General features: G+C 72.1%; 23 protein-coding genes. 8 read left to right on the top strand and 15 right to left on the bottom strand.

The genetic code is table 11. From position 1 onward, the window contains the following. Positions 1–121: 121 nt before the first annotated feature. On the bottom strand, positions 122–1,159 hold the full coding sequence (locus ACIRB4_RS16895; protein ID WP_403291950.1) for an NAD-dependent epimerase/dehydratase family protein: 1,038 nt from the start codon (positions 1,157–1,159) through the stop codon (positions 122–124). 64 nt (positions 1,160–1,223) lie between these two features. Further along, a complete protein-coding gene (locus tag ACIRB4_RS16900) occupies positions 1,224–1,940 on the bottom strand; it encodes a lysophospholipid acyltransferase family protein (RefSeq protein ID WP_403291952.1) in 717 nt (238 codons plus the stop codon). A gap of 90 nt (positions 1,941–2,030) precedes the next feature. On the opposite strand from ACIRB4_RS16900, the gene ACIRB4_RS16905 reads away from it, so the two are divergent. Both ACIRB4_RS16905 and ACIRB4_RS16910 read left to right on the top strand, forming a co-directional pair. After that, positions 2,031–3,029: a DUF3048 domain-containing protein gene (locus tag ACIRB4_RS16905; protein WP_403291954.1), complete on the top strand. Its 999-nt coding sequence runs from the start codon at positions 2,031–2,033 to the stop codon at positions 3,027–3,029. A gap of 51 nt (positions 3,030–3,080) precedes the next feature. Further along, positions 3,081–3,431, top strand: coding sequence for a PRC-barrel domain-containing protein (locus ACIRB4_RS16910; RefSeq protein ID WP_403291956.1), 351 nt, complete (start codon positions 3,081–3,083; stop codon positions 3,429–3,431). Between the two features lie 35 nt (positions 3,432–3,466). Here ACIRB4_RS16910 and ACIRB4_RS16915 read toward each other — a convergent pair whose 3' ends face one another. From ACIRB4_RS16915 to ACIRB4_RS16940, 6 genes are all read right to left on the bottom strand, one after another. After that, complete coding sequence (locus ACIRB4_RS16915; protein WP_403292427.1) at positions 3,467–3,673, bottom strand: hypothetical protein; 207 nt, start codon at positions 3,671–3,673, stop codon at positions 3,467–3,469. A 169-nt stretch (positions 3,674–3,842) separates the two neighbouring features. After that, complete coding sequence (locus tag ACIRB4_RS16920; RefSeq protein WP_403291957.1) at positions 3,843–4,643, bottom strand: inositol monophosphatase family protein; 801 nt, start codon at positions 4,641–4,643, stop codon at positions 3,843–3,845. Positions 4,644–4,699: 56 nt separating this feature from the next. Further along, a complete protein-coding gene (locus tag ACIRB4_RS16925) occupies positions 4,700–5,650 on the bottom strand; it encodes a cytochrome c oxidase assembly protein (protein WP_403291959.1) in 951 nt (316 codons plus the stop codon). Between the two features lie 104 nt (positions 5,651–5,754). Then, positions 5,755–6,780, bottom strand: a complete 1,026-nt coding sequence (locus ACIRB4_RS16930; RefSeq protein WP_403291961.1) for a 6-phosphofructokinase — start codon at positions 6,778–6,780, stop codon at positions 5,755–5,757. Between the two features lie 177 nt (positions 6,781–6,957). Next, positions 6,958–7,686 carry a glutamine amidotransferase gene (locus ACIRB4_RS16935; protein WP_356886556.1) on the bottom strand — a complete coding sequence of 243 codons (729 nt, stop codon included), beginning with the start codon at positions 7,684–7,686 and terminating at the stop codon, positions 6,958–6,960. A gap of 19 nt (positions 7,687–7,705) precedes the next feature. Beyond that, on the bottom strand, positions 7,706–8,953 hold the full coding sequence (locus tag ACIRB4_RS16940; protein ID WP_403291963.1) for a MurT ligase domain-containing protein: 1,248 nt from the start codon (positions 8,951–8,953) through the stop codon (positions 7,706–7,708). Between the two features lie 126 nt (positions 8,954–9,079). Between ACIRB4_RS16940 and def the strand changes: the two genes are divergently transcribed. Continuing rightward, positions 9,080–9,619, top strand: coding sequence for a peptide deformylase (def, locus tag ACIRB4_RS16945; protein ID WP_403291965.1), 540 nt, complete (start codon positions 9,080–9,082; stop codon positions 9,617–9,619). A gap of 97 nt (positions 9,620–9,716) precedes the next feature. Here def and ACIRB4_RS16950 read toward each other — a convergent pair whose 3' ends face one another. Continuing rightward, on the bottom strand, positions 9,717–10,364 hold the full coding sequence (locus tag ACIRB4_RS16950) for a TetR family transcriptional regulator (protein WP_403291967.1): 648 nt from the start codon (positions 10,362–10,364) through the stop codon (positions 9,717–9,719). Between the two features lie 162 nt (positions 10,365–10,526). Here ACIRB4_RS16950 and ACIRB4_RS16955 point away from each other — a divergent pair, with 162 nt between their 5' ends. The 3 genes from ACIRB4_RS16955 to ACIRB4_RS16965 all read left to right on the top strand — a co-directional run bounded on the left by ACIRB4_RS16955 (position 10,527) and on the right by ACIRB4_RS16965 (position 15,956). Then, positions 10,527–11,750, top strand: coding sequence for an acyl-CoA dehydrogenase family protein (locus ACIRB4_RS16955; RefSeq protein ID WP_403291969.1), 1,224 nt, complete (start codon positions 10,527–10,529; stop codon positions 11,748–11,750). A gap of 112 nt (positions 11,751–11,862) precedes the next feature. Continuing rightward, complete coding sequence (locus ACIRB4_RS16960; protein WP_403291970.1) at positions 11,863–14,481, top strand: DUF6185 family protein; 2,619 nt, start codon at positions 11,863–11,865, stop codon at positions 14,479–14,481. 110 nt (positions 14,482–14,591) lie between these two features. Continuing rightward, complete coding sequence (locus ACIRB4_RS16965) at positions 14,592–15,956, top strand: cytochrome P450 (RefSeq protein ID WP_403291972.1); 1,365 nt, start codon at positions 14,592–14,594, stop codon at positions 15,954–15,956. 11 nt (positions 15,957–15,967) lie between these two features. Here ACIRB4_RS16965 and ACIRB4_RS16970 read toward each other — a convergent pair whose 3' ends face one another. Together ACIRB4_RS16970 and ACIRB4_RS16975 are read right to left on the bottom strand one after the other, a co-directional pair. Continuing rightward, entirely contained in the window at positions 15,968–16,762 is a 795-nt protein-coding gene (locus ACIRB4_RS16970) for a putative protein N(5)-glutamine methyltransferase (protein ID WP_403291974.1), read from the bottom strand. Then, complete coding sequence (locus ACIRB4_RS16975) at positions 16,755–17,237, bottom strand: glutathione peroxidase (RefSeq protein WP_403291976.1); 483 nt, start codon at positions 17,235–17,237, stop codon at positions 16,755–16,757. Before ACIRB4_RS16975 ends, ACIRB4_RS16970 begins: the two co-directional genes overlap by 8 nt. Positions 17,238–17,274: 37 nt before the next feature. Between ACIRB4_RS16975 and ACIRB4_RS16980 the strand changes: the two genes are divergently transcribed. Continuing rightward, a complete protein-coding gene (locus ACIRB4_RS16980) occupies positions 17,275–17,493 on the top strand; it encodes a DUF6011 domain-containing protein (protein ID WP_403291977.1) in 219 nt (72 codons plus the stop codon). On the opposite strand, the gene ACIRB4_RS16985 is transcribed toward ACIRB4_RS16980, so the two are convergent. Further along, on the bottom strand, positions 17,490–18,353 hold the full coding sequence (locus ACIRB4_RS16985) for an acyl-CoA thioesterase (protein ID WP_403291979.1): 864 nt from the start codon (positions 18,351–18,353) through the stop codon (positions 17,490–17,492). The two genes, ACIRB4_RS16980 and ACIRB4_RS16985, sit on opposite strands and share 4 nt — an antisense overlap. A gap of 85 nt (positions 18,354–18,438) precedes the next feature. Then, positions 18,439–20,952, bottom strand: coding sequence for a DEAD/DEAH box helicase (locus tag ACIRB4_RS16990; RefSeq protein ID WP_403291981.1), 2,514 nt, complete (start codon positions 20,950–20,952; stop codon positions 18,439–18,441). Between the two features lie 131 nt (positions 20,953–21,083). Between ACIRB4_RS16990 and ACIRB4_RS16995 the strand changes: the two genes are divergently transcribed. Then, a complete protein-coding gene (locus ACIRB4_RS16995) occupies positions 21,084–21,875 on the top strand; it encodes a metal-dependent hydrolase (RefSeq protein ID WP_403291983.1) in 792 nt (263 codons plus the stop codon). Positions 21,876–21,979: 104 nt separating this feature from the next. On the opposite strand, the gene ACIRB4_RS17000 is transcribed toward ACIRB4_RS16995, so the two are convergent. Together ACIRB4_RS17000 and ACIRB4_RS17005 are read right to left on the bottom strand one after the other, a co-directional pair. Further along, positions 21,980–23,761 (bottom strand): ABC transporter ATP-binding protein, encoded by a 1,782-nt coding sequence (locus tag ACIRB4_RS17000; RefSeq protein ID WP_403291984.1) that lies wholly within the window; start codon positions 23,759–23,761, stop codon positions 21,980–21,982. Then, a complete protein-coding gene (locus ACIRB4_RS17005; protein ID WP_403291986.1) occupies positions 23,758–25,638 on the bottom strand; it encodes an ABC transporter transmembrane domain-containing protein in 1,881 nt (626 codons plus the stop codon). Before ACIRB4_RS17005 ends, ACIRB4_RS17000 begins: the two co-directional genes overlap by 4 nt. Between the last annotated feature and the right edge of the window lie 15 nt (positions 25,639–25,653).

Genomic DNA, 25,653 nt, shown 5'->3' on the forward strand with positions numbered 1-25,653 from the left:
CTGCGTTGGCCAAAAGCCCAAGTAGCTCCGCTACGAGGGCTTCCGGCCGCCTTGCGATCGCACGCACCGGACGCCGCAGACCCCGCCCTCCGGGTGGACGGCGATACTTTCCGGACACTCCCTAGCCGCGTGCGGCGAGCCAGGCGTCCTCGGCGGCGTAGTCGAAGAAGTCCACCCCGTACTTCGCCAGGCCCGGGAACACCTCCCGCCACTCGCCGACCGCGACCCGCCCGGCCAGCCACTCGACCGTCGCCGGCAGGGACTCCGCGTACGACACGACCGGCCGGTACCCCAACTCCCGTTCCGCCGCCGTCATGTCGTAGACGATCGGATGGTTCCCGCTCCACGGGGTCAGCCCGACCGTCCCCCTCGGCGGTTCCCCGTCGATCAGCACGGTCTCGGTCTCCACCCCCATGACCGCGTCGATCGCCGCGCCGATCTCCGCCACCGTCGGCGCCTCGGGGTCGGCCCCGTTGAGCACCCGGCTCCCCGGGTTCGCCGCCGCGAGCCGGGTCAGCTCCCCGAGATTGTCGACGTGCACCGGATGGAACCGCGACGCGCCGCCGTACGCGAGCGGACGCACCCGCCGTCCGTCGAGCGTCCGCTTGACGAACCACAGCTCGCGCGGCCCCGGGCAGTAGCGGCCATGGATGGCGCCGGCCCGCAGCACCGTCGTCGGCAGGGCATCGCCCGCCGCGAGCAACTCCCGCTCCAGCGCCACCTTCCGCGTCCCGTACGACCCGTCGCCCGGCGCGACCGTCCGCCAGCTCTCCGGGGTCGGCACCGGGAAGGCGGGGAAGCCGTCCGGCTCGTCCTGGGTGTCGAAGCTGCGGCCCTTGTCGTCCTCGTAGACCGCGCCGCTGGAGATCACCACCGCCGAGCCGATCCGGTCGGCGAGCCCCGTCAACTGCCGTCCGTGGCCCCGGTGGTAGGCGACGATGTCCACCAGGACGTCGACGCCGTCGCCCAGCGCGGCGGCGAGCGCGCCCTCCTCGTTCCGGTCGACCGACACCGACCGGACCTCCGCCGGCCACTCCTCGTCCCGGCCGCCGCCGCGCGAGGCCGCCGTCACCTCCCAGCCGTCGCCGGCGAGTGCCCGCACGGCCGCCCGCCCCACCTGTCCTGTCGCTCCCAGTACCAGTGCGTTTCCTTTTGTCATGGGCGTGACGCTACGGCGGCTCCGCACGCCGGCCCAGCCGGTTTCGCCGTGCGCGGATCCGCCGTCAGCGTTCCCGTCGCGGGAACTTCCGCACCGCCTTCGAAGTCTCGGCCTCCGCCTTCACCTTGGCCGCGTACTCGTCGACGTACTCCTGGCCCGACAGCGCCAGGATCTCGTACATGATCTCGTCCGTGACCGCGCGGACCGCCGCCTTCTCGCCCTCCATCCCGGCGTACCGCGAGAAGTCCAGCGGCGCCCCGAACCGGATGGTGACCCGCTTGACCTTCGGGACGACCCTCCCCGGCGGCTGGATCTCGAAGGTGCCCACCATGGCGCACGGGATCACCGGCACCCCGGCCGTGATCGCCATGACCGCGACGCCGACCTTGCCCTTGTAGAGCCGTCCGTCGTGCGACCGGGTCCCCTCGGGATAGATGCCGAGCAGCTCACCCTTGGACAGCACGCCGAGCCCCTCGCGGATCGCCGCCCGCCCGGCCTCCTTGCCCGAGCGGTCGACCGGGATCTGCCCGGCGCTGCGGAAGAACGCGGCGGTCAGCCGGCCCTTGAGACCCGGGCCGGTGAAGTACTCCTGCTTGGCGAGGAAGGTGATCCGCCGCTTGAGGACGACCGGCATCAGGAAATGGTCGGAGAACGACAGATGGTTCCCGGCGATGATCGCCGGGCCCTCCTCCGGAACGTGCTCAAGGCCCTCGATGCGCGGCCGGAACAGCAGGCGCAGCAGCGGCCCGAGCAGGACGTACTTCAGTACCTGGTAGAACACGGCGTCCCCGTCCGTTCTTCGAGTCTGTGGGCTTCTTCGACACCACCACTGGAGCGATCGTGGTCCACACTGGAGACGGAGAGAAGGACCATGGCTGCCGCGCGCCGACGCAAACGGCCCGGCGCAGCCGTCGCCGCCGTGCTGTGTGCGGTGATGACCGCCGGGTTGTACGGCTGCGCCGACTCGGGCCCGGCCGAGCCCGCCCCGACCCCCGCTCCCACCACGCCGCCCCAGCAAGAGCGCTCGCCGTTCACCGGGCTCCCGGCCCGCCCGGGCCCGGTCCTCGCCGTGAAGATCGACAACGTCGCGCCGGCCCGGCCGCACACCGGCCTCGGCGCGGCCGACCTGGTCTACGTCGAGCAGGTCGAGGCCGGTCAGACCCGCCTCCTGGCCGTCTACTCCGGGGAGCTCCCCGACCGGATCGGGCCCGTGCGCAGCGCCCGCGAGTCCGACATCGAGCTGCTGCGCCAGTTCGGCCGCCCCGCGCTCGCCTACTCCGGCTCGCACTCCGGCCTGAAACCGATGCTCAGGGCCGCCCCGCTGTACGCGCTGCCGCCCGAGGCCGCAGGCGACGCCTATGTACGCGACCGGCGTCGCCCCGCCCCGCACAACCTGTATCTGCTGCCCAGCCGGGTGCTGGAGGCGGCCCCGAAGGCGGAGCACGCCAAGGACGTCGGTTTCCGCTTCGGCCCCGCCCCCGAGGGCGGCCGGTCGGTCAACGAGCACACGGTGCGCTTCCCGGCCGCCCGGTACACCTTCACCTGGTCCGCAGCCGAGCGGGGCTGGCGGGTGGCGATGGACGGCGCCCCCGCCCGTACCACCGACGGCGGCCCGCTCCAGGCGACCACCGTCGTCGTCCAGCACGTCACGATCCGCCCCTCGAAGTTCAGCGACTACCTGGGCAGCGTCTCGCCGTACACCGAGACCGTCGGCACCGGGACCGCGGTCGTCCTGCGCGACGGGCGCGCCCACGAGGCCCGCTGGAGCCGCCCGACCGCCGAATCCGGCACCGCCTTCACCACCCCCGCCGGTGCCCCGCTGAACTTCGCGCCCGGCCGGACCTGGTTCGTCCTCGCCCCGAACGGATAGCGGCGGACCGGCCGGGTATCCGCGAGGCGACCAGCAGGGAGGAGGCCGGCCATGGGCGCCGACATGTGGGGATACCCCGAGACCTCCGGCCATGTGCCCGGAACGCGGTTGATCGGCTACAGCGTGGAGGCGACCGACGGCTCCATCGGGAAGATCGACGAGCACACCGAGGACGTCGGACGGTCGTACGTCGTCGTCGACACCGGCCCGTGGATCCTCGGCCGGCGCGTACTGCTGCCCGCGGGTCTGGTCGGCAGGGTCGACACCGAGCACCGGACGGTCCATGTCTCCTGCACCAAGGCCGAGGTCAAGGAGTCGCCGCCGTTCGAGGCCGGACAGCACGCGGACGACACCGCCTCCCTCAGGCTGATCGAGCACTACTACGCGAACCGCCACATGTGAGCGAACCGCTGCCGCCGCCTCCGGCCCGGCGCGCCTCAGGGCTGCGGACCCGGCCTGCTCCGCCCGCGCCGCGGGCTCGTGGGGGAGGCGCTGTCCGCCGCCGCCATGCCGATCGTGACCATGCCGAGCACCAGCCAGCCGAACCAGAGCCAGCCGCTGCTGCCGAGCGCCACGGTGTACGCCGTCGTCAGCACCAGGGCCGCGACGGTGATCACGCTCATCGCCTTCGTGGGACCGGACATGGGTCCGCCCTCCTCATGACGGGGCCGTCCCGCTCATCGTGACCCCTGGGACGGGGGAAGCGCTAGGGAGCGTCCGCAAAAGGATCGTCCCCTCGGAGAGCGGACCCCCTGCCTCCCCGGGGCGATCAGCCCCTTCTCGTGGGTGACGACCACGGCTTGGCGACTGAGGTCACCGGCGGCCGCCGAGGATCATCGACATCAGCAGCGCGTGGGTCTCCGCATCGGCGGCGGTCACCAGCCCGCGGCCCTCGCCGATCGGGGCGCCGTCGGTCCCGGTGACGACGCAGCCGGCGGCCCGGCACAGAGCGATGCCGGCGGCGAAGTGCACGCTCCCGGAGAGGTCGCCGCCATCGGTGACGTACGCGGCGCGCTTGCCGGCGGCGACCCAGGCCAGCGCCAGGCTGGTGGACACGACCCGGGGCCGGAAAAGTCCGGCGAAGTCAGGGTGGGCCAGGAGATCCACGGCCCGGAACCCCGGCGCGCTCGGGAACGGCGGATCCAGGTTGACGTCCACCAGCCGGGTGGCGGGCGAGGGGGTGAGCGGTGCGTCGTCGGCCCCCTCCTGCCGTACCCAGGCGGTCTCCCCGTCGGTGAAGAAGACCTCACCGCCGAACGGGTCGGCCACCGCCGCCGCCCCGTCGCGCAGCGCCACGTTGACGGCCACCAGCATGGTGCCGACGGCGTAGTTCAGCGTGCCGCACAGGGGGTCCACCAGCCACTGGCGCACGGCCTCGGCGTCACCCTGCTGCCCGCCCTCCTCACCGAGCACCGCGTCCTCGGGCCGCGCCGCACGGATGACCTGGAGGATGGCCTTCTCGGCCTCCACATCGGCGGTGGTGGCGAAGTCCCCGGCACCCTTGTCGATACGGGCGAGCCGCCGACCGTACAGGGAGCGGACCACGTCCGCGCCGGCACGTGCGGCGGCTATCGCGACCTCGGCGTCGCCGGGCCCTGCGTAAGAGTTGATCATGCCGTGCAGACTAGGGCGAAGCCACCCACCCGGGAAGCCACCCACCCGGTGAACCCCTACTGCCGGCGGGTCCCCAGGGAGGCGAGGTACGCGTTGTACGCCTCCAGCTCCTTGTCGCCGTCGCGGTCGGCCGCCCGGTCCTTGCGGACGGCCTGGCGCTGCTCGGAGTGGTACCACTGGTACACCAGCGCGATCAGCACCAGGACGGACGGGATCTCGCTGAACGCCCAGGCGATGCCGCCCGCCGCGTTCTGGTCGGCGAGCGCGTCGATGCCCAGCGAGGCGGGCGGGTTCGCGTACGCCTTGATCATCGGCTCGCTCGCCATCATCAGGGCGATGCCGAAGAAGGCGTGGAACGGCATGCCGGCGAACAGCTCCAGCATCCGCATCACATAGCCGGGGCGGTGCGGCCCCGGGTCGATGCCCATGATCGGCCAGAAGAACACCAGGCCCACGGCGAGGAAGTGCACCATCATCACGATGTGCCCCACCGTCGACCCCATCAGGGTGTCGAAGAGCGGCGTGAAGTAGAAGCCGTACAGGCTCGCGATGAACAGCGGGATCGTGAAGGCCGGGTGCGTGATGATCCGCATGTAGCGGCTGTGCAGCAGCATCAGCAGCACCTCGCGCGGCCCCTTGCTGCCCCGCGCCGCGACGGGCAGGGCCCGCAGCGCCAGCGTCACCGGAGCGCCGAGCAGCAGCAGGATGGGGGAGAGCATCGAGACGACCATGTGCTGCACCATGTGCACGCTGAACATGACCATGCCGTAGTCGTTGAGCTTGGTGCACATCATCAGCGCCACGCTCAGCACACCGAGCGTGAAGAACACCGTCCGGCTGACCGGCCACGCGTCGCCGCGCCGCCGCAGCCGCGCCACGCCCCAGCCGTACAGCGCGAGCCCCACGGCGCAGCCGATGAGGAAGAAGGGGTTCGCGGAGAACTCCAGCCCCCGTCCCAGCGTGAACGGCGGCAGATCCATGGTCATGCCGTGCCCGCTGTGATCCATCTGTGTACTCCTGGAGCCCGATTCGCGCTTGTTGTCCGCACCAGACTAGAACCGCCCCCGTTCGCGGATGCGACCGGGGGCGGTTCGTCACGGGCGGACGGGCCTCAGAGCACGCACTCCGCCTCGGCGTACCGCTCGGCGGGGACCGTCTTGAGCGTCTCCACGGCCTGGGCCAGCGGGACCATGGTGATCTCCGTGCCGCGCAGCGCGGTCAGCATGCCGAACTCGCCTCGGTGAGCCGCCTCCACCGCGTGCCAGCCGAACCGGGTGGCGAGGACACGGTCGTACGCGGTCGGCGTGCCGCCGCGCTGGACGTGACCGAGGATCACCGGACGGGCCTCCTTGCCGAGGCGGCGCTCCAGCTCGACGGAGAGCTGGTTGGCGACCCCGGTGAAGCGCTCGTGGCCGTACTGGTCCTTGGCGCCGACCTGGAAGCTCATCGAGCCCTCGCGCGGCTTGGCGCCCTCGGCGACCACCACGATCGCGAAGCGCTTGCCCGCCTCGAAGCGCTCGCCCACCCGGGCGGTCAGCTCGTCGATGTCGAAGGGGCGCTCGGGCACGACGATGGCGTGCGCGCCCGCCGCCATGCCGGAGTGCAGGGCGATCCAGCCGGTGTGCCGGCCCATGACCTCGACGATCAGGACCCGCTGGTGGGACTCGGCGGTGGTCTTGAGCCGGTCGAGCGCCTCGGTGGCCACGCCGACGGCGGTGTCGAAGCCGAAGGTGACATCGGTCGAGGAGATGTCGTTGTCGATGGTCTTCGGGACGCCGACGATCGGCAGGCCGGCCTCGGAGAGGAGGTGGGCCGCCTTGAGCGTGCCCTCGCCGCCGATCGGGATGATCGCGTCGAGACCCAGCTCGGCGACATGGCCCCGGGCGCGCTCGACGCCGTCGACCAGGTGCGCGGGCTGGACGCGGGAGGAGCCGAGGATGGTGCCGCCGCGGGCGAGGATGCCGCCCACCGCGTCGAGGTCGAGCTTGCGGTAGTCGGCCTCCAGGAGACCCTTCCAGCCGTCGTGGAAGCCGATGACCTCGTCGCCGTGGTCGACGACGGCGCGGTGCACGACGGAACGGATGACGGCGTTCAGACCGGGGCAGTCGCCGCCGGAGGTGAGCACACCAATGCGCATAGCCCGAAATACCTTTGCAACGTGGGCCGACTCCCGGACCACGTCGTCCGGTTGGATCCCCGCCACCCTATCGGTGCGGGATGGCGGGGCCGAACCGGATGTCCGCGTAGTGGACACCCTCTTCACCGACGAATCCCATGGGCGTATGCGTGCTCAGACGTGCACTCCGCCGGACGGTCAGGCGGGCTGCGTCGCGGCGGCGATGCGCTCGGCGCGCAGCGCCTCGTACCACCGGTCGTCGGTCGGCGGCAGCGCGTTCACGTCGAGGGCCAGCTTCAGGAGCAGGTCCGCGATCTGCGGGTTGCGGGCCATGACCGGGCCGTGCATGTACGTACCGAAGACGGTGTCGTTGTACGCGCCCTCGGTGCCGTCGCCCGTGCCGTTGCCCTTGCCGAAGACCGTGCGGGCGAACGGGCGGGCGGTGGGGCCGAGGTGGGTGATGCCCTGGTGGTTCTCGAACCCCGTGAGCTGGGGAAGGCCCAGGCGCGGGTCGATGTCCGCGAGGACGTCGCCGACGCACCGCTCGCCCTCGCCGCGGGTGGAGATCACGTCGATCAGACCGAGGCCGGGCTCGCGCTCGCCGAGGTCGTTGATGAACTCGTGGCCCAGGATCTGGTAGCCGGCGCAGACCGAGAAGATGATCGCGCCGTTGGACGCGGCGCGCTCCAGGCCGCCGTCGCGGCGCAGCCGCTCGGCCGCGAGCCGCTGGGGCCGGTCCTCACCGCCGCCGATCAGATAGATGTCGCCGGAGGTCGGCACCGGCTGGTCGCTGCGGACGTCGACGCGCTGGACGTCCAGACCGCGCTGGCGGGCGCGGCGCTCGACGACGAGGGCGTTGCCCTGGTCGCCGTAGGTGCTGAGCAGGTCGGGGTAGACCCAGACCAGCCGCAGGCTGCTCTCACTCATGCTGCAAGTCCTCTTCGGGTCAGTTGCCGACGCGGCGGCGGACGTCCTGGAAGGCGGTGTAGTTGGCGATCAGCTCGATCTGTCCGGGCGGGGACAGCTGCACGGCCTCGTCGATCGTCTCGCACACCCGGAAGTCCACGCCTGCGACCTCCAGGCGGACCGCCAGGTCCAGCTTGCGGTCGCCGATGACCATGATCGGGTGACCGGCCAGCCGGCCGTAGTCGACGTCCCACAGCCAGGAGGTGTCCGTGCCGTCGGCGCCGCGGGCGTTGACGGAGAGGATCACCGGGGTCGGCGGCTGGTCGATGAGGGAGAACGTCTCCAGCCACCCGGCCGGGTTCTTCGCGAGCAGCAGCCGCAGCTCGCGCCCCTGGAAGGTGACCACGTCATAGCGGCCGGCCACGGCCTGCACCTGGTACATGCGCTCCAGGGCCACCTGCGGCGGCACCCCGAAGACGGCGGCGACCGCGGCCGAGGTGGCGGCGTTGGCCTTGTTGGCGCGGCCGGGCAGCTGGAGGTGGATCGGCCAGGCGGAACCGTGCGGGTCGAGGACGTGGTCGCCGTTGAGCGCCCAACTCGGGGCCGGGCGGCGGAAACCGCACTCGCCGCAGAACCAGTCGTCGCCCGGACGCTGCATCACACCGCCGCAGGAGGGGCACGACCAGGCGTCGTCCTTCCACTCCTGGCCGGCGGCGACCCACACGACGTTGGGGGAGGAGGAGGCGGCCCACACGATCAGCGGGTCGTCGGCGTTGGCGATGACCACGGCCTTGGTGCCGGAGAGCCCCTCGCGCCACTTCTCGGCGAGCATCCGGGTCTCGGCGGCGCGGTCGAGCTGGTCACGGGAGAGGTTGAGCAGCGCGATCGCCTTGGGAGTGGTGTCCCGGGCGACTCCGGCGAGGTACTTCTCGTCGACCTCGATCACGCCGTACTTGGCGTCGGAGCCGCCGGCCAGCGCCGAGGTGATGCCGGCGGGCATGTTGGCGCCGAGCGCGTTGGAGACCACCGGGCCGCTGGCCCGCAGCGCCTCGGCGATCAGCCGGGTGGTGGTGGTCTTGCCGTTGGTCGCCGACACGAGGACGACGTCCAGATGCTGCGCGAGCCGCCCCAGCAGATCGGGGTCGAGCTTGAGCGCCACCCGCCCGCCGATCACCGATCCGCTGCCGCGTCCCGCCGCCCGCGACACCGCGGCGGCGGCCTTGCCCGCCGTCACGGCCAGCTTGGCGCGCGGCGACAGCGGCTCTGGATTACCGGGGTGTCCTGACATCGTTCTTGTTCCTCCTTGCGTCGGTCCGGGCTCAGCCTATCGAGATCCGGCCAGCGCCCCGAACCGCGGCACCACCGGGACCCTTGCCGAAACAGCGAGGTCACAGCGGACCGTACCCTTACGCCCATGCGAAACCGGCCGATCCCCGGCAGTTCCGGCCACGTCCGAGCCATGACCCTGCTCGGCGACCCGGTGCTGCACACCCCCTGCGAACCCGTCACCGACTTCGGCCCGGAGCTGGCCCGGCTGGTGGAGGACATGTTCGCCACGATGTACGCGGCGAACGGCGTCGGTCTCGCGGCGAACCAGGTGGGTGTGGGCCTGCGGGTCTTCGTCTACGACTGCCCGGACGACGAGGACGTCCGTCACCTCGGACACCTGGTCAACCCGCGTCTGGTGGAGGCGGACGGGGACGTGGTCCGGGGCCCGGAGGGCTGCCTCTCCCTGCCGGGTCTGGAGGCGCCGACGCCCCGCTTCGACCGGGCGGTCGTCGAGGGCGTGCGCCTGGACGGCACCCCCGCGCGCGTGGAGGGCACGGGGTTCTTCGCCCGCTGCCTCCAGCACGAGTGCGACCACCTGGAGGGCGGTGTCTACGCCGACCGCGTGACGGGGTGGCGCAAGTCACGCCTGATGCGGGCGATCAGGAAGGAGCCGTGGGGGAGCTGACTCACCCGGCTGTGGGCATGCGTTCCGCCGGGGCCCCAGGGCAGGTGGGCACAACCAGGACCGCGGCGCGCGTTCGGGCCTGTCGCCCCCGGGGCCCTCAGAACCCCGGACCCCCGGCGCGGTCACCGGCCTCCGCCAGCCGCCCCCACAGCAGGTCCGCGAGGCTCTTGACCAACTCGCCGCGCGAGCACGGCCGTTCACCCAGCCACCAGTCACCGGCCGCGTGCATCATGCCCACGATCCCGTGCCCCCAGATCCGCGCCTGCGCCTCGCCGCCCGGGCCGAGGTCGATCCGCTCGGCGATGACCTGGCCGAGCTCCTCGCCCATGCGGCGCAGCAGCGGGGCCGAGTGGCGGCCCACGTCGAAGCCCTGCTCCGCCTGCTGGGTCTCCTCCGCCGGGTGCATCAGGAAGCGGTAGACCTGGGGCATCGCCTCGATCGAGGCGAGGTAGGTGTCGAGCGTCGACTCGACCCGGGCACGCCGGTCGGCCGGCGCGTCCAGCGCCGCCCGCAGCGCGGCGAGCAGCGCGTCGGTGTGCCGGGTCGCCAGCGCTCGGTAGAGCCCGCCCTTGTCGCCGAAGTGGCGGTAGAGGATCGGCTTGGTGATGCCGGCCTCCGCCGCGATCGCGTTCATCGAGGCTTTGGGGCCGTCCCGGAGCACCACCCGGTCCGCCGCCTCCAGCAGTTCACGGCGCCGTTGATCGGCCGGCTTCTGCTGGTCGGTGGTCCGGTGTGTGGTCTCCATAGCGTGTCTCCCCGCCCGTGCGAATTCCGTGAGGCTGTCGCAACGTAACACCCGATCCGCCCCCGGTGCGGCGCGGGCAGGAGCGCTCCGCCGCAGGTTGACACGGCCTACTTGCGAGTAAAGACTGCTGTTACCGCAAGTAACGTAATGCTGGGAGGGAACATGGCCGAGTTCACGCTCGAACTCAACGACGACCAGAAGCAGGTCCGTGACTGGCTGCACGGATTCGCCGAGGACGTCATGCGCCCCGCGGCCGCCGAATGGGACGAGCGTGAGGAGACTCCCTGGCCGATCATCCAGGAAGCCGCCAAGATCGGCATCTACTCCCTCGACTTCTACGCCCAGCAGTTCTTCGACCCGACGGGCCTCGGCATCCCGATGGCGATGGAGGAGCTCTTCTGGGGGGACGCCGGCATCGCGCTGTCGATCGTCGGCACCGGCCTCGCCGCCGTCGGCGTCCTCGCCAACGGCACCGAGGAGCAGATCGGCACCTGGATCCCGCAGATGTACGGCGACGCCGACGACGTCAAGGTCGCCGCCTTCTGCTCCTCCGAGCCCGACGCCGGCTCCGACGTCGCCTCGATGCGCACCCGGGCCGTCTACGACGAGGCCAAGGACGAGTGGGTCCTCAACGGCACCAAGACCTGGGCCACCAACGGCGGTATCGCCAACGTCCACGTCGTGGTCGCGGCCGTCGACCCCGGCCTCGGCTCCAAGGGCCACGCCTCCTTCATCGTGCCGCCGGACACCCCCGGCCTCTCCCAGGGGCAGAAGTTCCAGAAGCACGGCATCCGCGCCTCGCACACCGCCGAGGTCGTCCTGGAGAACGTCCGCGTCCCCGGGCACTGCCTGCTCGGCGGCAAGGAGAAGCTCGACGAACGCCTCGCCCGCGCCCGCGAGAAGGCCAGGAGCGGGGACCGGGTCAAGAACGCGGCCATGGCCACCTTCGAGGCGTCCCGCCCCGCGGTCGGCGCCATGGCCGTCGGCACCGCCCGCGCCGCCTACGAGGTCGCCCTCGACTACGCCAAGACCCGCGAGCAGTTCGGCCGCCCGATCATCGACAACCAGGGCGTCGCCTTCCAACTCGCCGACATGCGCACCCAGATCGACGCCGCCCGGCTGCTCGTCTGGCGCGCCTCCTGGATGGCGACCACCGGCAAGCCGTTCACCTCGGCCGAGGGGTCGATGTCCAAGCTGTACGCGAGCGAGGTCGCCAAGAAGGTCACCGCCCAGGCCATCCAGATCCTCGGCGGCAACGGCTACACCCGCGAGTACCCGGTGGAGCGCATGCACCGCGACGCGGCGATCTACACCATCTTCGAGGGCACCAGCGAGATCCAGCGCCTGGTGATCGCCCGGACCCTCTCCGGCATGCCGATCCGCTGACCCGGGCGGGCGGCCCGGGCTCCCCTCGCGGGCGAGGGCCGGAACGGAGCGGCATGCGTCATGATGGGCCCCGACGGAGTCGAGTCGGGGGGCGCATCTGTTGAGAAGCCGCGTGCTGAGGCCGGTCGTACTGATCCTGCTCACGGCCTTGGGGGTGCCGGCGGCCGAAACCCCTGCTCGCGCGGCGGCGGGGCCCGGACCCGCCGCCGTCTGCCGGCCGGCCGGCCTCGCCGAGGCGAAGGTCACCGCATCGGCCCGGCTCGAGCACGACGACCGTTCCCACACCAAGATCACCACAGAGCTGACCGTCGACGTCCCCGACGACTGGCCGTTGGCGCGGGATCTGCTGCTCGGCGAGACGAGCGGGCCGTACATCACGGCCATGTCCTGTCTCACCATGAACGAGGTGGGCCAGCAGCGCCGTTGGCGGTCCTGGCGTACCGGCAGCCCGACCGTGGTCGCGAAGGACGGCCGGGTGAAGGTCGTCGACCGGACGCACTCCTGGGTCAACCGGTACCGGGAGCACATCGATGTCGGCCCCTGGCGGATCAGGGCCGGAGCCGAGCGGTGGACCGTCACCCTCCGGCCGCCGCCCGCGCTGGCGGGCGCCCGGTGGGAGAAGGTCACGGTGGACCCCGGCGCGCCCGGCGCGGAGACGGCCACGCCTCGCCCGACGACGGGAGAAGGCGCCTCGGCGCTGGTGTGGAAGCCCCAGGCAGCGGAGAAACCCCCGTCGGCGAAGGGGCGGAAGGCGCCCGAGAAGAAGCCCGGGCAGAAAGCCGCGGCGGCCCCGGCGCCGGACGTGACGGTCTCGCTCAAGCCCCCGTGGCAGCGGTCGTGGGCCGCCCAGAACGACCGTCTGGTCGCCGTGGGCCTCGACCGCCTCGGCCGCCTGCTCTGGACGGGCGCCGTCTCCGCCCTGCTGCTGGTCGCGGCCAGGCGCTACCGCCACCGCGGCGGCGTTCCCACCGCCCAGCAGCGGCGCACGCTCGGCAACCTCGTCGCATGGGCACCGGCCGTCGTCCTGCTCGACCTGTTCATCTTCGCGGACGACCTCCTCGTCCGGTACGCGGAACGCACGGGCGACGGATACTGGGGTGACGAGCGGATCCTGCTCGGGCACTGTCTCGCCCTTGCGGCCGCCTCCGTACTGCTCGGCTTCGCCAAGCCGTCGGGACGGCTCTGGGCGGCGGCCGCCGTACTGGCTCTGCCACCGCTCGCGGTGATGATGTGGCCGGCGGAGTTCAGCCTGTTCGGTCCCGAGGCCGGCCCCATGGCTCTCGCCACACTCGCGCTCGTCTCCTGCTGCCTGCTGGCTCTGCTGCTGCTCGGTTGCGCGGCGGCGGCCTGGCGGCTCGCCGCCGACGGGGGACTGCTGCCACCGAGCCGACGCCACCCGGGGAACCAGCGCATCATGAGGCTCCGCTGGGCCGGCCCGGCGGTCGGCGCGGTGGTGGCGGCCGTCGGCGTGTCCTTCGCGGTCGCCGAGGAGCGGAGCTGGCGGCGCGTCTCCTGGCTGAGCGACCGCACGGAGAACGCCTACGGCCTCGGCCACCGCAACGACTGGTACTGGGAACTCACGTGGTCCGTCACCCACGCCCCGGAGTGGATCCTCGACTACAGCTGGCTGCTCACCTGCGTCGCCGCGCTCGCCGTTCTGCGCACCTGGCGTGCGCCCTCCTCCCTGTCACCCTTCGACGACCCGGCGGACCGGCTGCTGTTCCTGAACTTCTACGCGTTCGGGGTCGCCCTGATCGTCGGCTACTACGCAGGCAGCTCGCTGCTCACGAGCCTCTCCGTCCCTCTCTCCATGCTGGCCCTGCTCGGTGCGGCCTCCATGGCCGCCCACCATGCGGTCCTGGCCCAGCACTTCGAGAGATCCGCGCGACCCCTGGCCGCGGTGAGGGGACCCGCGACCCGCGGAGCGCTGCTGCGCAAGTCACGCGCGTACCGCGAGACCCACGCCGAGCTGCGCCGCCTCGACCAGGGCCTCTTCGGCGACGTCCCCCCGAAACGCAAGGACCTGGAGAGGGAGTTGAGCGCCCTGCACGACTGGCCCGCCGGGTTGGGCGGATCGTCGGCCGGCCCCGATCGGCTCCCGGCGAAGGTGTCGGTCGTGGACGCCACCCTGGCGCTCGGCCCGCGCGACGACTGGTGGGCCAACGGCACCCGCGGCGCACGCTTCGCCGCGGTGTGCGGTCTGCCCGCGGCCGTCCTCGCCACATGGGCGTGGGGAGTGAGAGGGGAGGCGTGGCAGGACACGCTCTCGTACCTGTACGGGCTTCCCGACCTGCTCCTCAACTTCCTCACCTGGATGGCGACATGGGCCGGAGCGGGTTTCGTCCTCGGTGCTCTGTGGCGCATGCTTCCGGGACGCCGGGGTGCCGCCAAGGCCCTTCCGGTGGCGGTGGCCTTCGCCCTGCCCGTCGCTCTCGACATCGTGGGCATCCGGTTCGTCCGGGAGGGCTCCGCCAACCTGCCGCTCTACATGTCGCTGATGCTGTTCGTCCTCACCGTCACCGGCATCGCCCTCGACCTCGACACCTTCCAGGGCGAGCGGCGCTACTGGCAGAGCCGGCTCGGCCTGCTCCTGTCCGTCTACCAGATGCGCTACTACTCCCTGCAGCTGGCGTATCTCATCGCGCAGATCCTCGCCATGATCACGGTCTGGGAGTTCCTCACCGAACCCGATGCGTCCCCGACCAAGGAACTGACCGGCGGAGGCCGCTGACGATCGACCCAACGGACAGAAACCGGCCGGGTGTTCGCCCGCGCCTTCCGCCGGGTTAGGTTGGGCGGAAGAATGCCAGGACCGGTGACCACCCAGGGGGCAACGTACGCATGGCAACCACCACCGAGGTACCCGGGCCCGCGGGACTTCCCCTGCTCGGCTCGATGTTCGACCTCAAGAACGACTCGCTCGGCACCTTCCTGGCCGCCCAGCGCGAACACGGCGACGTCGTCCGCATCACCGCGGGCCCGCCCGGCGTACGAGCCACCGTCTACGGCGTCTTCTCCGCCGAGGGCGTCCAGCAGGTCCTGGCCACCGATTCGGCCAACTTCCGCAAGGACAACGCCTTCTACCAAGAACTCCGCGAGTCCTTCGGCAACGGCCTGCTGACCAGCCAGGACGACGACTACCTCCGCCAGCGGCGCCTGGTCCAGCCCCTCTTCACCCGCCGCCGCGTCGACAGCTACGCCGAGGCCGTCGCCGCCGAGGTCAGGGCCGTCGTCGGCGGATGGGCCACCGCGCCGGACGCCACCGTCGACGTCCTCGACGAGATGACCCGGCTCGCCCTGCGGGCCGTCTCCAGGATCCTCTTCGGCACGGACGTCGACGCGGCCGTCGAGATCGTCGAGCGGGCCTTCCCGGTGATGAACGACTACGTCTTCCGCCGAGGCTTCTCGCCCCTCAACATCCCCCGCGAGTGGCCCACCCCGGGCAACCGCCGCGCCGCCGTCGCCCACGAGGAGCTGTACGCGGTCTGCGACCGGATCATCGCCGAGCGCCGGGCGGCCGGTACGGCCGAGGGCGGGCAGGACCTGCTGACCCTGCTCGCCGAGGCCGAGAGCGCCGAGGACGGCAGCTTCGACGCCTCCGAACTGCGCGAGCAGGTCCTCGTCTTCCTGCTCGCCGGGCACGAGACGACCGCCACCTCCCTCGGCTTCGCGCTGCACCTCCTGGCCCGCCACCCCGAGGAGCAGAAGCGGGCCCACGAGGAGGTCGACCGTGTCCTGTCCGGCCGCACCCCGGGCGCGGCCGACCTCGACGCCCTGCCCTATCTCACCCGGGTGCTCAAGGAGACGATGCGGCTCTTCCCGGCCGCGCCCGCCGTCGGCCGCCGCGCCGTCACGGCCACCGAGATCGGGGGCCACACCGTTCCGGCGGGCGCCGACGTGATCGTCTCCTCCTGGGTCACCCACCGGCACCCCGCGTACTGGGAGGACCCGGACCGCTTCGACCCCGAGCGCTTCACGCCGGAGGCCGAGGCATCCCGCCCCCGCTACGCCTGGTTCCCCTTCGGCGGCGGCCCGCGCGCCTGCATCGGCCAGCACTTCTCGATGCTGGAGTCGGTGATCGCGCTCGCCATGATCCTCCAGGAGTACGCACTGGAGGCGGTCGACACCGAGGTGCCGGTCACCTCCGCGATCACCCTCCGGGCGACCGGCCCGGCCCGCGTCCGACTGCGCGCCCGTACCGCCTAGCGGGCGATAAGTCAGGCCCGGGCCGCCGGCTGGGGGACGGCGGGGCGGGTCGCGATCAGTACGGTCGCGTACCACTCCTCCGAGGTGACCACCCGCGGCGTCAGTCCGTGCCCGGAGACCGTCTCGACGGCCCGGGCGGCCTGGCGCTCGCTCGTCTCGACGAGGAGATGTCCGCCCGGCGCCAGCCAGTCGGCGGCCTCGGCCGCCACCCGGCGCAGGACGTCGAGCCCGTCCGCGCCGCCGTCGAGCGCCACCAGCGGCTCGTGCTCGCGCGCCTCGGCCGGCAGCAGCCCGACCTCCTCGGTCGGTACGTACGGCACATTGGCGACCAGCACCTCGACCCGCCCCCGCAGCCCGCCCGGCAACGCGGCGAACAGGTCGCCCTCGTGGACCCGGCCGCCGCGCGGTTCGATGTTGCGCCGCGCGCAGCGCACGGCCGCCGGTTCGATGTCGGAGGCGTGCACCTCCGCACCCTCCACGGCCGAGAGCAGCACGGCCCCGGCCGCGCCGGATCCGCAGCACAGATCGACGCACACGGCACCCGGCCGGGCCAGGCCGACCGCCCGCCGGACGAGGAACTCCGTACGCCGCCGGGGGACGAACACCCCCGGCTCGACGGCTATCCGCAGACCCGAGAACTCGGCCCAGCCCACCACGTGCTCCAGCGGCAGGCCCGCCGCACGCCGCGCGACCATCGAGTTCAGCTCGTCGGGACCGGCCGCGGCGGCGAGCAGGACGTCCGCCTCCTCCTCGGCGAACACACAGCCCGCCGCGCGCAGCCGGGCGACGACGCTCGCGTCAGGCAAGCTGCGCTTCGATCGCCGAGAGGACCTCAGGGGAGTCCGGCTCGGTGCGCGGGCGGAACCGGGTCACCCGGCCGTCGCGGCCGATCAGGAACTTCTCGAAGTTCCACTGCACGTCCCCGGCCTCGCCGTCGGCGTCCGGGACCTGGGTCAGCTCGACGTACAGCGGGTGGCGGCCCTCGCCGTTCACGTCCGTCTTCTCCAGGAGCGGGAACGTCACGCCGTACGTCGCCGAGCAGAACGTCTGGATCTCGTCCGCGCTGCCCGGCTCCTGGCCGGCGAACTGGTTGCACGGCACGCCGAGCACGGTGAAACCGCGCTCCCCGTACTCCTTCTGCAACCGCTCCAGGCCGGCGTACTGCGGCGTCAGACCGCACTTGGAGGCCACGTTCACGACCAGGACGGCCTGGTCGCGGTAGTCGGCCAGCGAGATCGGGTCGCCGGACAGCGTCCGCAGGGGGATGTCGTACAGACTCATGGAGAGCTCCTCGTCGAGACTAGGGTGTGATCACAACATGAGTGACGAACCGCTGGCAATCGACATCGACCCCGCCCCGCCGAGCACACGACGGCCCGTGCGGTGCCGGCTGTGCGGCCGGCCGCTGACCGGCGCGCAGTCCCGGCGCACCGGCCTCGGCCCGTCCTGCGACGCCAAGCTCCACCCTCCGGGCCCGGAGATCCGGACCCGCCGCCACGAGGTCGCCCAGGACCCGCTCCCGGGAATCTGCCCCTAGAGCTTGCGGAAGAGACCCTCCTGCACCACGGAGACCAGCATCCGCCCCTCGCGGTCGTAGATCCGGCCGCGCGCCAGGCCGCGGCCGCCCGTCGCGATCGGGGACTCCTGGTCGTACAGGAACCACTCGTCCGCACGGAACGGCCGGTGGAACCACATCGCGTGGTCCAGCGACGCCATGTCGAAGCCGCGCGGCCCCCACAGCGGTTCGATCGGGATGCGGACCGCGTCCAGGAGCGTCATGTCCGAGGCGTACGTCAACGCGCAGGTGTGCACCAGCGGGTCGTCGCCCAGCGGGCCCACCGCGCGCATCCACACCGCGCTGCGCGGGTCCGCGCCCCTGACCTCCTCCTTCGTCCAGCGCAGCCGGTCCACGTACCGGATGTCGAACGGCTGGCGCCGCGCCATCCGCTCCAGCGACTCCGGCAGCGTCCCCAGGTGGTCGCGGATCTCGTCCGCGAGCCTCGGCAGGGTCTCCGGGTCCGTCATGTGCCGGGGCGGCAGCTGGTGCTCGAACCCGGCCTCCTCCGGCAGATGGAAGGAGGCCGTCAGGTTGAAGATCGTGCGGCCCTGCTGGATCGCCGTGACCCGGCGCGTGGTGAACGAACGCCCGTCCCTCACCCGCTCCACCTGGTACACGATCGGGACGCCCGGGCGCCCCGGCCGCAGGAAGTAGGAGTGCAGCGAGTGCACCGGCCGGTCGCCCTCGGTGGTGCGGCCCGCGGCCACCAGGGCCTGACCGGCGACCTGGCCGCCGAACACGCGTTGCAGCGACTCCTGCGGGCTCTGGCCGCGGAAGATGTTGACCTCGATCTGCTCCAGATCGAGCAGGTCGACGAGACTCTCGGCGGGACTGGTCACGACTGCGCTCCTTAAACCCGGCTACAAACCCCGGCCGCAGACTCCGGCTACGGCCCCCGGCAACGAACCCCGGCTGCGAAACCGGCTACAGCTGTCCGACGGACGTCACGCGGACGACCGCGCGGCCCTCCTCGTCGGAGGCCGCGAGATCCACCTCCGCGCTGATGCCCCAGTCATGGTCGCCGTTCGGATCGGCGAACGTCTGCCGGACGCGCCACAGACCGTGGGCCGTGTCCTCCTCGATGGCGAGCAGCTTCGGACCGCGCGCGTCGGGACCCGTACCCAGGTCGTCGTACTCGTCCCAGTACGCGTCCATCGCGTCGCCCCACGCGTCCGCGTCCCAGCCGGACTCCGCGTCCAGCTCGCCCAGCGCGTCCACGTTGTCCAGGGCCGCCAGCTCCACCCGGCGGAACATCGCGTTCCGTACCAGGACCCGGAACGCGCGGGTGTTCGCCGTGACCGGCTTGACCTGGTCGGCCTTCTCCTGCGCCTCCTCTGCGGTCTCCACCTCCGGGTTGGCGAGCTGCTCCCACTCGTCGAGCAGCGAGGAGTCCACCTGGCGCACCATCTCGCCCAGCCACTCGATCAGGTCCGTCAGATCCTCGGTCTTCAGATCGTCCGGGATCGTGTGGTCCAGCGCCTTGTACGCGCTCGCGAGGTAGCGCAGCACGATGCCCTCGGTCCGCGCCAGCTCGTACCAGGACGTGAACTCCGTGAAGGACAGCGCCCGTTCGTACATGTCCCGGATGACGGACTTCGGCGAGACCGGGTGGTCGCCCACCCACGGGTGGGACTTCCGGTATACCTCGTACGCGTGCCAGAGCAGCTCCTCCAGCGGCTTCGGGTACGAGATGTCCTGGAGCCGCTCCATGCGCTCCTCGTACTCGACGCCGTCCGCCTTCATCCGGCCGACCGCCTCGCCGCGCGCCTTGTTCTGCATGGCCGCCAGGATCTGGCGAGGATCGTCCAGGGTCGACTCGACGACCGAGACCATGTCCAGGGCGTAGGACGGCGACTCCGGGTCCAGCAGGTCGAACGCCGCGAGCGCGAACGTGGACAGCGGCTGGTTGAGCGCGAAGTCCTGCTGGAGGTCGACGGTGAGCCGGATCGTGCGCCCCTCGGCGTCCGGCTTGTCGAGTTGCTCCACCACCCCGCCGTCGAGCAGCGAACGGTAGATCGCGATGGCCCGGCGGATGTGCCGCAGCTGCGCCTTGCGCGGCTCGTGGTTGTCCTCCAGGAGCTTGCGCATGGCCTCGAACGCGTTCCCCGGGCGCGCGATCACCGAGAGGAGCATGATGTTGGTGACCTTGAAGCGGGAGGTCAGCGGCTCCGGCTCGGCGCCGATCAGCTTCTCGAAGGTCGTGTCGCTCCAGGCGACGAACCCCTCCGGGGCCTTCTTCCGCACCACCTTGCGGCGCTTCTTCGGGTCGTCGCCCGCCTTCGCGAGCGCCTTCTCGTTCTCGATGACGTGCTCGGGCGCCTGCGCGACCACGAGCCCCGCCGTGTCGAAGCCGGCCCGCCCTGCCCGGCCCGCGATCTGGTGGAACTCCCGCGCGCGCAGCGTCCGCACCCGGTTGCCGTCGTACTTCGTCAGCGCCGTGAACAGCACCGTACGGATGGGCACGTTGACACCCACGCCGAGCGTGTCCGTACCGCAGATGACCTTCAGCAGGCCCGCCTGGGCCAGCTTCTCGACGAGACGGCGGTACTTGGGCAGCATGCCGGCGTGGTGGACGCCGATGCCGTGGCGCACGTATCGCGAGAGGTTCTGGCCGAACTTGGTGGTGAAGCGGAAGTTGCCGATCAGCTCGGCGATCTTGTCCTTCTCCTCGCGCGAGCACATGTTGATGCTCATCAGCGACTGCGCGCGCTCGACGGCCTGCGCCTGCGTGAAGTGCACGATGTAGACCGGAGCCTGCTTGGTCTCAAGGAGCTCGGTCAGGGTGTCCGTGATGGGCGTGAGCCGGTACTCGTACGAGAGGGGCACCGGCCGGGTCGCCGAGCGGACCACCGAGGTCGGGCGGCCCGTGCGCCGGGTCAGGTCCTTCTCGAACATCGAGACGTCACCGAGCGTGGCCGACATGAGCACGAACTGTGCCTGGGGGAGCTCCAGGATCGGGATCTGCCAGGCCCAGCCGCGGTCCTGCTCCGCGTAGAAGTGGAACTCGTCCATCACGACCTGGCCGATGTCGGCGTACTTGCCGTCCCGCAGCGCGATCGAGGCCAGCACCTCGGCCGTGCAGCAGATCACGGGCGCGTCCGCGTTCACGGAGGCGTCGCCGGTCAGCATGCCGACGTTCTCGGTGCCGAAGAGCTTGCACAGGTCGAAGAACTTCTCCGAGACCAGGGCCTTGATCGGCGCGGTGTAGAACGTCACCTTGTCCTGCGCCAGTGCCGTGAAGTGCGCACCTGCCGCGACCAGCGACTTTCCCGAGCCGGTGGGGGTGGACAAGATCACGTTGGCCCCGGAGACCACCTCGATCAGCGCCTCCTCCTGGGCCGGGTAGAGCGTGATGCCCCGGTCCTCCGCCCATGAGGAGAAAGCCTCGAAGAGGGCGTCGGGGTCGGCGTTCGGCGGCAGCTGATCGATGAGGGTCACGCCCCCATCTTGCCTGGCATCCGCCCGGATGAGGGAACCGGCCACCGCACACAAGATCACGGACGATACGCTGGCGCGTCGACCGGTCGTCAACTGGGCGCCGGCGCGGGAGGAACGGGGCGGGAACGAGCATGATGGGACCGGCGCACTCGCTGTCCGGAGCGGCGGCCTGGCTGGGCGTCGGAGCCGCGGCGGCCGCCGCAGGCCATCCGATGCCATGGCCGGTTCTCGTCGTCGGAGCGCTCCTCTGCGCGGGAGCGGCCCTCGCCCCGGACCTCGACCACAAGTCCGCGACGATCTCGCGCGCCTTCGGTCCGGTCTCCCGGGGCCTGTGCGAGATCGTCGACAAGCTCTCCTACGCCGTCTACAAAGCGACCCGCTCCTCCGCCGACCCCCGCAGGTCCGGCGGGCACCGCACGCTCACCCACACCTGGCTCTGGGCCGTCCTCATCGGCGCGGGAGCGTCCGTCGCGGCGATCACCTGTGGCCGCTGGGCGGTCCTCGCGATCCTCTTCATCCACCTCGTCCTGGCCGTCGAGGGCCTGCTCTGGCGGGCCGCGCGGATGTCCAGCGACGTCCTGGTCTGGCTGCTCGGCGCCACCAGCGCCTGGATACTGGCGGGCGTCCTCGACCAGCCGGGCAACGGCTCCGACTGGCTGTTCACCGGCCCCGGCCAGGAGTACCTCTGGCTGGGCCTGCCGGTCGTCCTCGGCGCACTCGTCCACGACATCGGCGACGCCCTGACGGTCTCCGGCTGCCCGATCCTCTGGCCCATCCCGGTGGGCCGCAAGCGCTGGTACCCCGTGGGGCCGCCGAAGCCGATGCGCTTCCGCGCGGGCAGCTGGGTCGAGCTGAAGGTCCTCATGCCGGCGTTCATGCTCCTCGGCGGCGTCGGCGGAGCGGCGGCGCTGGGGTTCATCTAGGGCTTCTCGTTCAGGGCCTCGCGTTTCGTCCGGATCATGCCGGACCCCCGCGGGGCCCGGCATGATCCGGACGGAGAGGCGGTCTCCGGCAGCCGTGCAGGACGTCAGCCGTGCCAGGACCTCCACAGCGCCGCGTACGCCCCGCCGGCCGCCACCAGCTCGTCGTGGCTGCCGAGTTCGCTGATCCGGCCCTCCTCGACGACCGCGATCACGTCCGCGTCGTGGGCGGTGTGCAGCCGGTGGGCGATCGCCACCACCGTGCGGCCGTCCAGGACCCGGGCGAGCGAGCGCTCCAGGTGGCGGGCGGCCCGCGGATCCAGGAGCGAGGTCGCCTCGTCCAGGACCAGCGTGTGCGGGTCGGCGAGGACCAGCCGGGCCAGGGCGATCTGCTGGGCCTGCGCCGGGGTCAGCGCCACCCCGCCCGAGCCCACCTCCGTGTCCAGGCCTTCTTCCAGCGCCCTGGCCCAGCCGTCCGCGTCGACCGCGCCGAGCGCCGCCCACAGCTCGGCGTCCGCCGCCCCCGTCCTGGCCAGCAGCAGGTTGTCCCGCAGCGAGCCGACGAAGACGTGGTGCTCCTGATTCACCAGGGCCACGTGCTCCCGGACCCGTTCGGCCGGCATCCTGGCCAGCTCGGCGGCGCCGAGGGTGACCGTGCCCGAACGCGGGGCGTAGATGCCCGCGAGCAGCCGCCCGAGCGTCGACTTGCCCGCGCCGGACGGGCCGACGAGCGCCAGCCGGGTGCCCGGAGGGACGTCCATCGACACCCGGTGCAGGACGTCGACGCCCTCGCGGTAGCCGAAGCGCACCTCGTCCGCCCGGACCGTCCGCCCCTCCGGCCGTACGCTCTCGTCGCCCGCGTCCGGCTCGATGTCCCGGACGCCGACCAGCCGCGCCAGCGACACCTGGGCCACCTGCAGCTCGTCGTACCAGCGCAGCACGATGCCGATCGGGTCCACCAGCATCTGGGCGAGGAGCGCGCCGGTCGTCAGCTGCCCGACGTTGATCCAGCCCTGCAGCACGAACACGCCGCCGAGCAGCAGCACGGCGGCCAGCACCGTCGTATGGGTGAGGTTGATGACCGGGAAGAGCACCGAGCGCAGGAAGAGCGTGTACCGCTCCCACGCCGTCCACTCGGCGATCCGCCGGTCCGACAGGGCGATCCGGCGGGCGCCGAGGCGGTGCGCCTCGACCGTGCGGCCCGCGTCGACCGTCTCGGCGAGCGCCCCGGCGACCGCGGCGTAGCCGGCGGCCTCCGAGCGGTAGGCCGAGGGCGCCCGCTTGAAGTACCAGCGGCAGCCCACGATCAGCAGCGGAGCGGCGATCAGGATCGCGACCGCCAGCGGCGGCGCGGTCACGGCGAGTCCGCCGATCAGCAGCCCGGCCCAGACCACCCCGATGGCGAGCTGCGGCACGGCCTCGCGCATCGCGTTGGCCAGCCGGTCGATGTCGGTGGTGATACGGGAGAGCAGATCCCCGGTCCCGGCCCGCTCCAGGACGCCAGGGGGCAGCCCCACGGATCGCACGAGGAAGTCCTCGCGCAGATCGGCGAGCATCTCCTCGCCGAGCATCGCGCCCCGCAGCCGCACCAGCCGTACGAAGAACGTCTGGACGACGAGGGCGACCGCGAACAGGGCGACGGTGTGCTCAAGCCGCAGATCGCGCGCACCGTCGGCGAGCCGCTCGACGAGCGAGCCGAGGAGATAGGGACCGGCCATCGAGGCGATCACGGCGACCGCGTTGACGCCGACGAGCAGGGCGAACGCCCCGCGGTGACGGCGCAGCAGCTCGCGTACGTACGCGCGTACGGTCGCGGCCGTGCCGACGGGCAGGGTCGTCGCCGTCCGCGGGGCCGCCGGGTCGTACGCCGGTGGCGCCAGCCCGATCATGCCGACTCTCCTTCCAGCTCTTCGATCTCTTCGATCTCTTGGTCAGTCTTCTGGATGTCCGCGAGCTCCTCACCGACCTCGCGTTCCCCGGGGGCCTCACGCTGCGCGCCGGGTGCGGCGCCGGCCGCGAGTTCGTCCTCGGTCTCGCGGGTGACGACGGCCCGGTAGCGCGGCTCGTCGCGCAGCAGCTCCCGGTGCGTCCCCACCGCCACCACCTCGTCCTCGTGGATCAGGACGACCCGGTCCGCGAGGTCGAGCAGGAGCGGCGAGGACGCCAGGACCACGGTCGTGCCGCCGTCGCGCAGGCGTCTGACGCCCGCCGCCACCCGGGCCTCGGTGTGCGAGTCGACCGCCGAGGTCGGCTCGTCGAGGACCAGCACCTCCGGGTCGGTCACCAGGGAGCGGGCCAGGGCCAGGCGCTGGCGCTGACCGCCGGAGAGCGACCGGCCGCGCTCGGTGATCGTGGCCCGCATCGGGTCGCCGCCGGTGTCCACCGACCCCTGGGCGAGGGCGTCGAGCACATCCCCGCACTGCGCGGCGGCCAGGGCGTCCTCCGCCCGGACCGCGCCCGACGAGGGGACGTCGAGCAGATCGTGGAGGGTGCCGGAGAGCAGGACGGGATCCTTGTCCTGGACGAGGACGGCGGTCCGCGCGGCGTCGAGCGTCAGCTCGTCGAGCGGCACCCCGCCCAGGAGGACGGAGGTGTGGCCCTCGCCCGGCTCGACGGGATGGCCGCCCAGCCGGTCCGCGAGCCGCCCGGCCGCGTCCGGGTCGCCGCAGACGACCGCGGTGAAGCGACCCGCGGGGGCGAGCAGCCCGGTGGCCGGGTCGTACAGATCACCGGACGCCTTCGTCTCGTCGCGCGTCTCCGACACCGTCGACGTGCGCGTCAGCGCCAGCACCCGGGCGGCCCGTTTCGCGGACGGCCGGGAGAAGGAGAACGCCATCGCGATCTCCTCGAAGTTCCGCAGCGGATGGTGGGTCAGCGCCACCGCGCCGTAGACGGTGACCAGTTCACCGACGGTGATCCGGCCGTCGAGCGCGAGCCGGGCGCCGTACGCCACCACGGCGATCAGCAGGACGCCCGGCAGCATCACCTGGATCGCCGCGATCAGCGCCCACATGCGGGCGCTGCGCACGGCGGCCCGGCGCACCTCCTGGGAGGCGGTGCGGTAGCGGCCGAGGAAGAGCTCCTCGCCACCGATGCCGCGCAGCACGCGCAGCCCCGCCACGGTGTCGGAGGCCAGTTCGGTGGCCTTGCCCGCCTTCTCGCGCTGGACGTCGGCCCGGCGCGTGGCACGCGGCAGCAGCGGCAGCACGGCCAGGGCGAGGACCGGTACGCCGACCGCGACGAGGACACCGAGCGCGGGCTGGTAGACCACCAGGGCCACGCAGACGACCACGAGGGTGGTGGCCGCCGCGGCGAACCGCGACAGCGCCTCGACGAACCAGCCGATCTTCTCGACGTCACCGGTGGAGACGGCCACGACCTCGCCCGCGGCGACCCGCCGGGTCAGCACGGAGCCGAGCTCGGCGGTCTTGCGGGAGAGCAGCTGCTGCACCCGGGCGGCGGCGGTGATCCAGTTGGTGACGGCGGTGCGGTGGAGCATCATGTCGCCCACCGCGATCGCCGCGCCGAGCAGGGCGAGCAGACCGCCCGCGAGCCCGAGCCGTCCGCCGTCGCGGTCGACGACCGCCTGCACGGCGAGGCCGACGGCGAGCGGCAGTCCGGCGATGCCGAGCTGGAGGAGGAGTCCCCACAGCAGGCTCCTGACCTGTCCGCCGAGTTGGTTGCGGCCGAGCCAGAGGAGGAACCGGGTGCCCGAGCGGACATCGGGGACCCCTGGGTCGGCGTAGGGTAGTTCGCGAATCTGCATGTCGTCCCAGGGTCT

The organism is Streptomyces sp. NPDC093600, assembly GCF_044764755.1.
Lineage (GTDB): Bacteria > Actinomycetota > Actinomycetes > Streptomycetales > Streptomycetaceae > Streptomyces.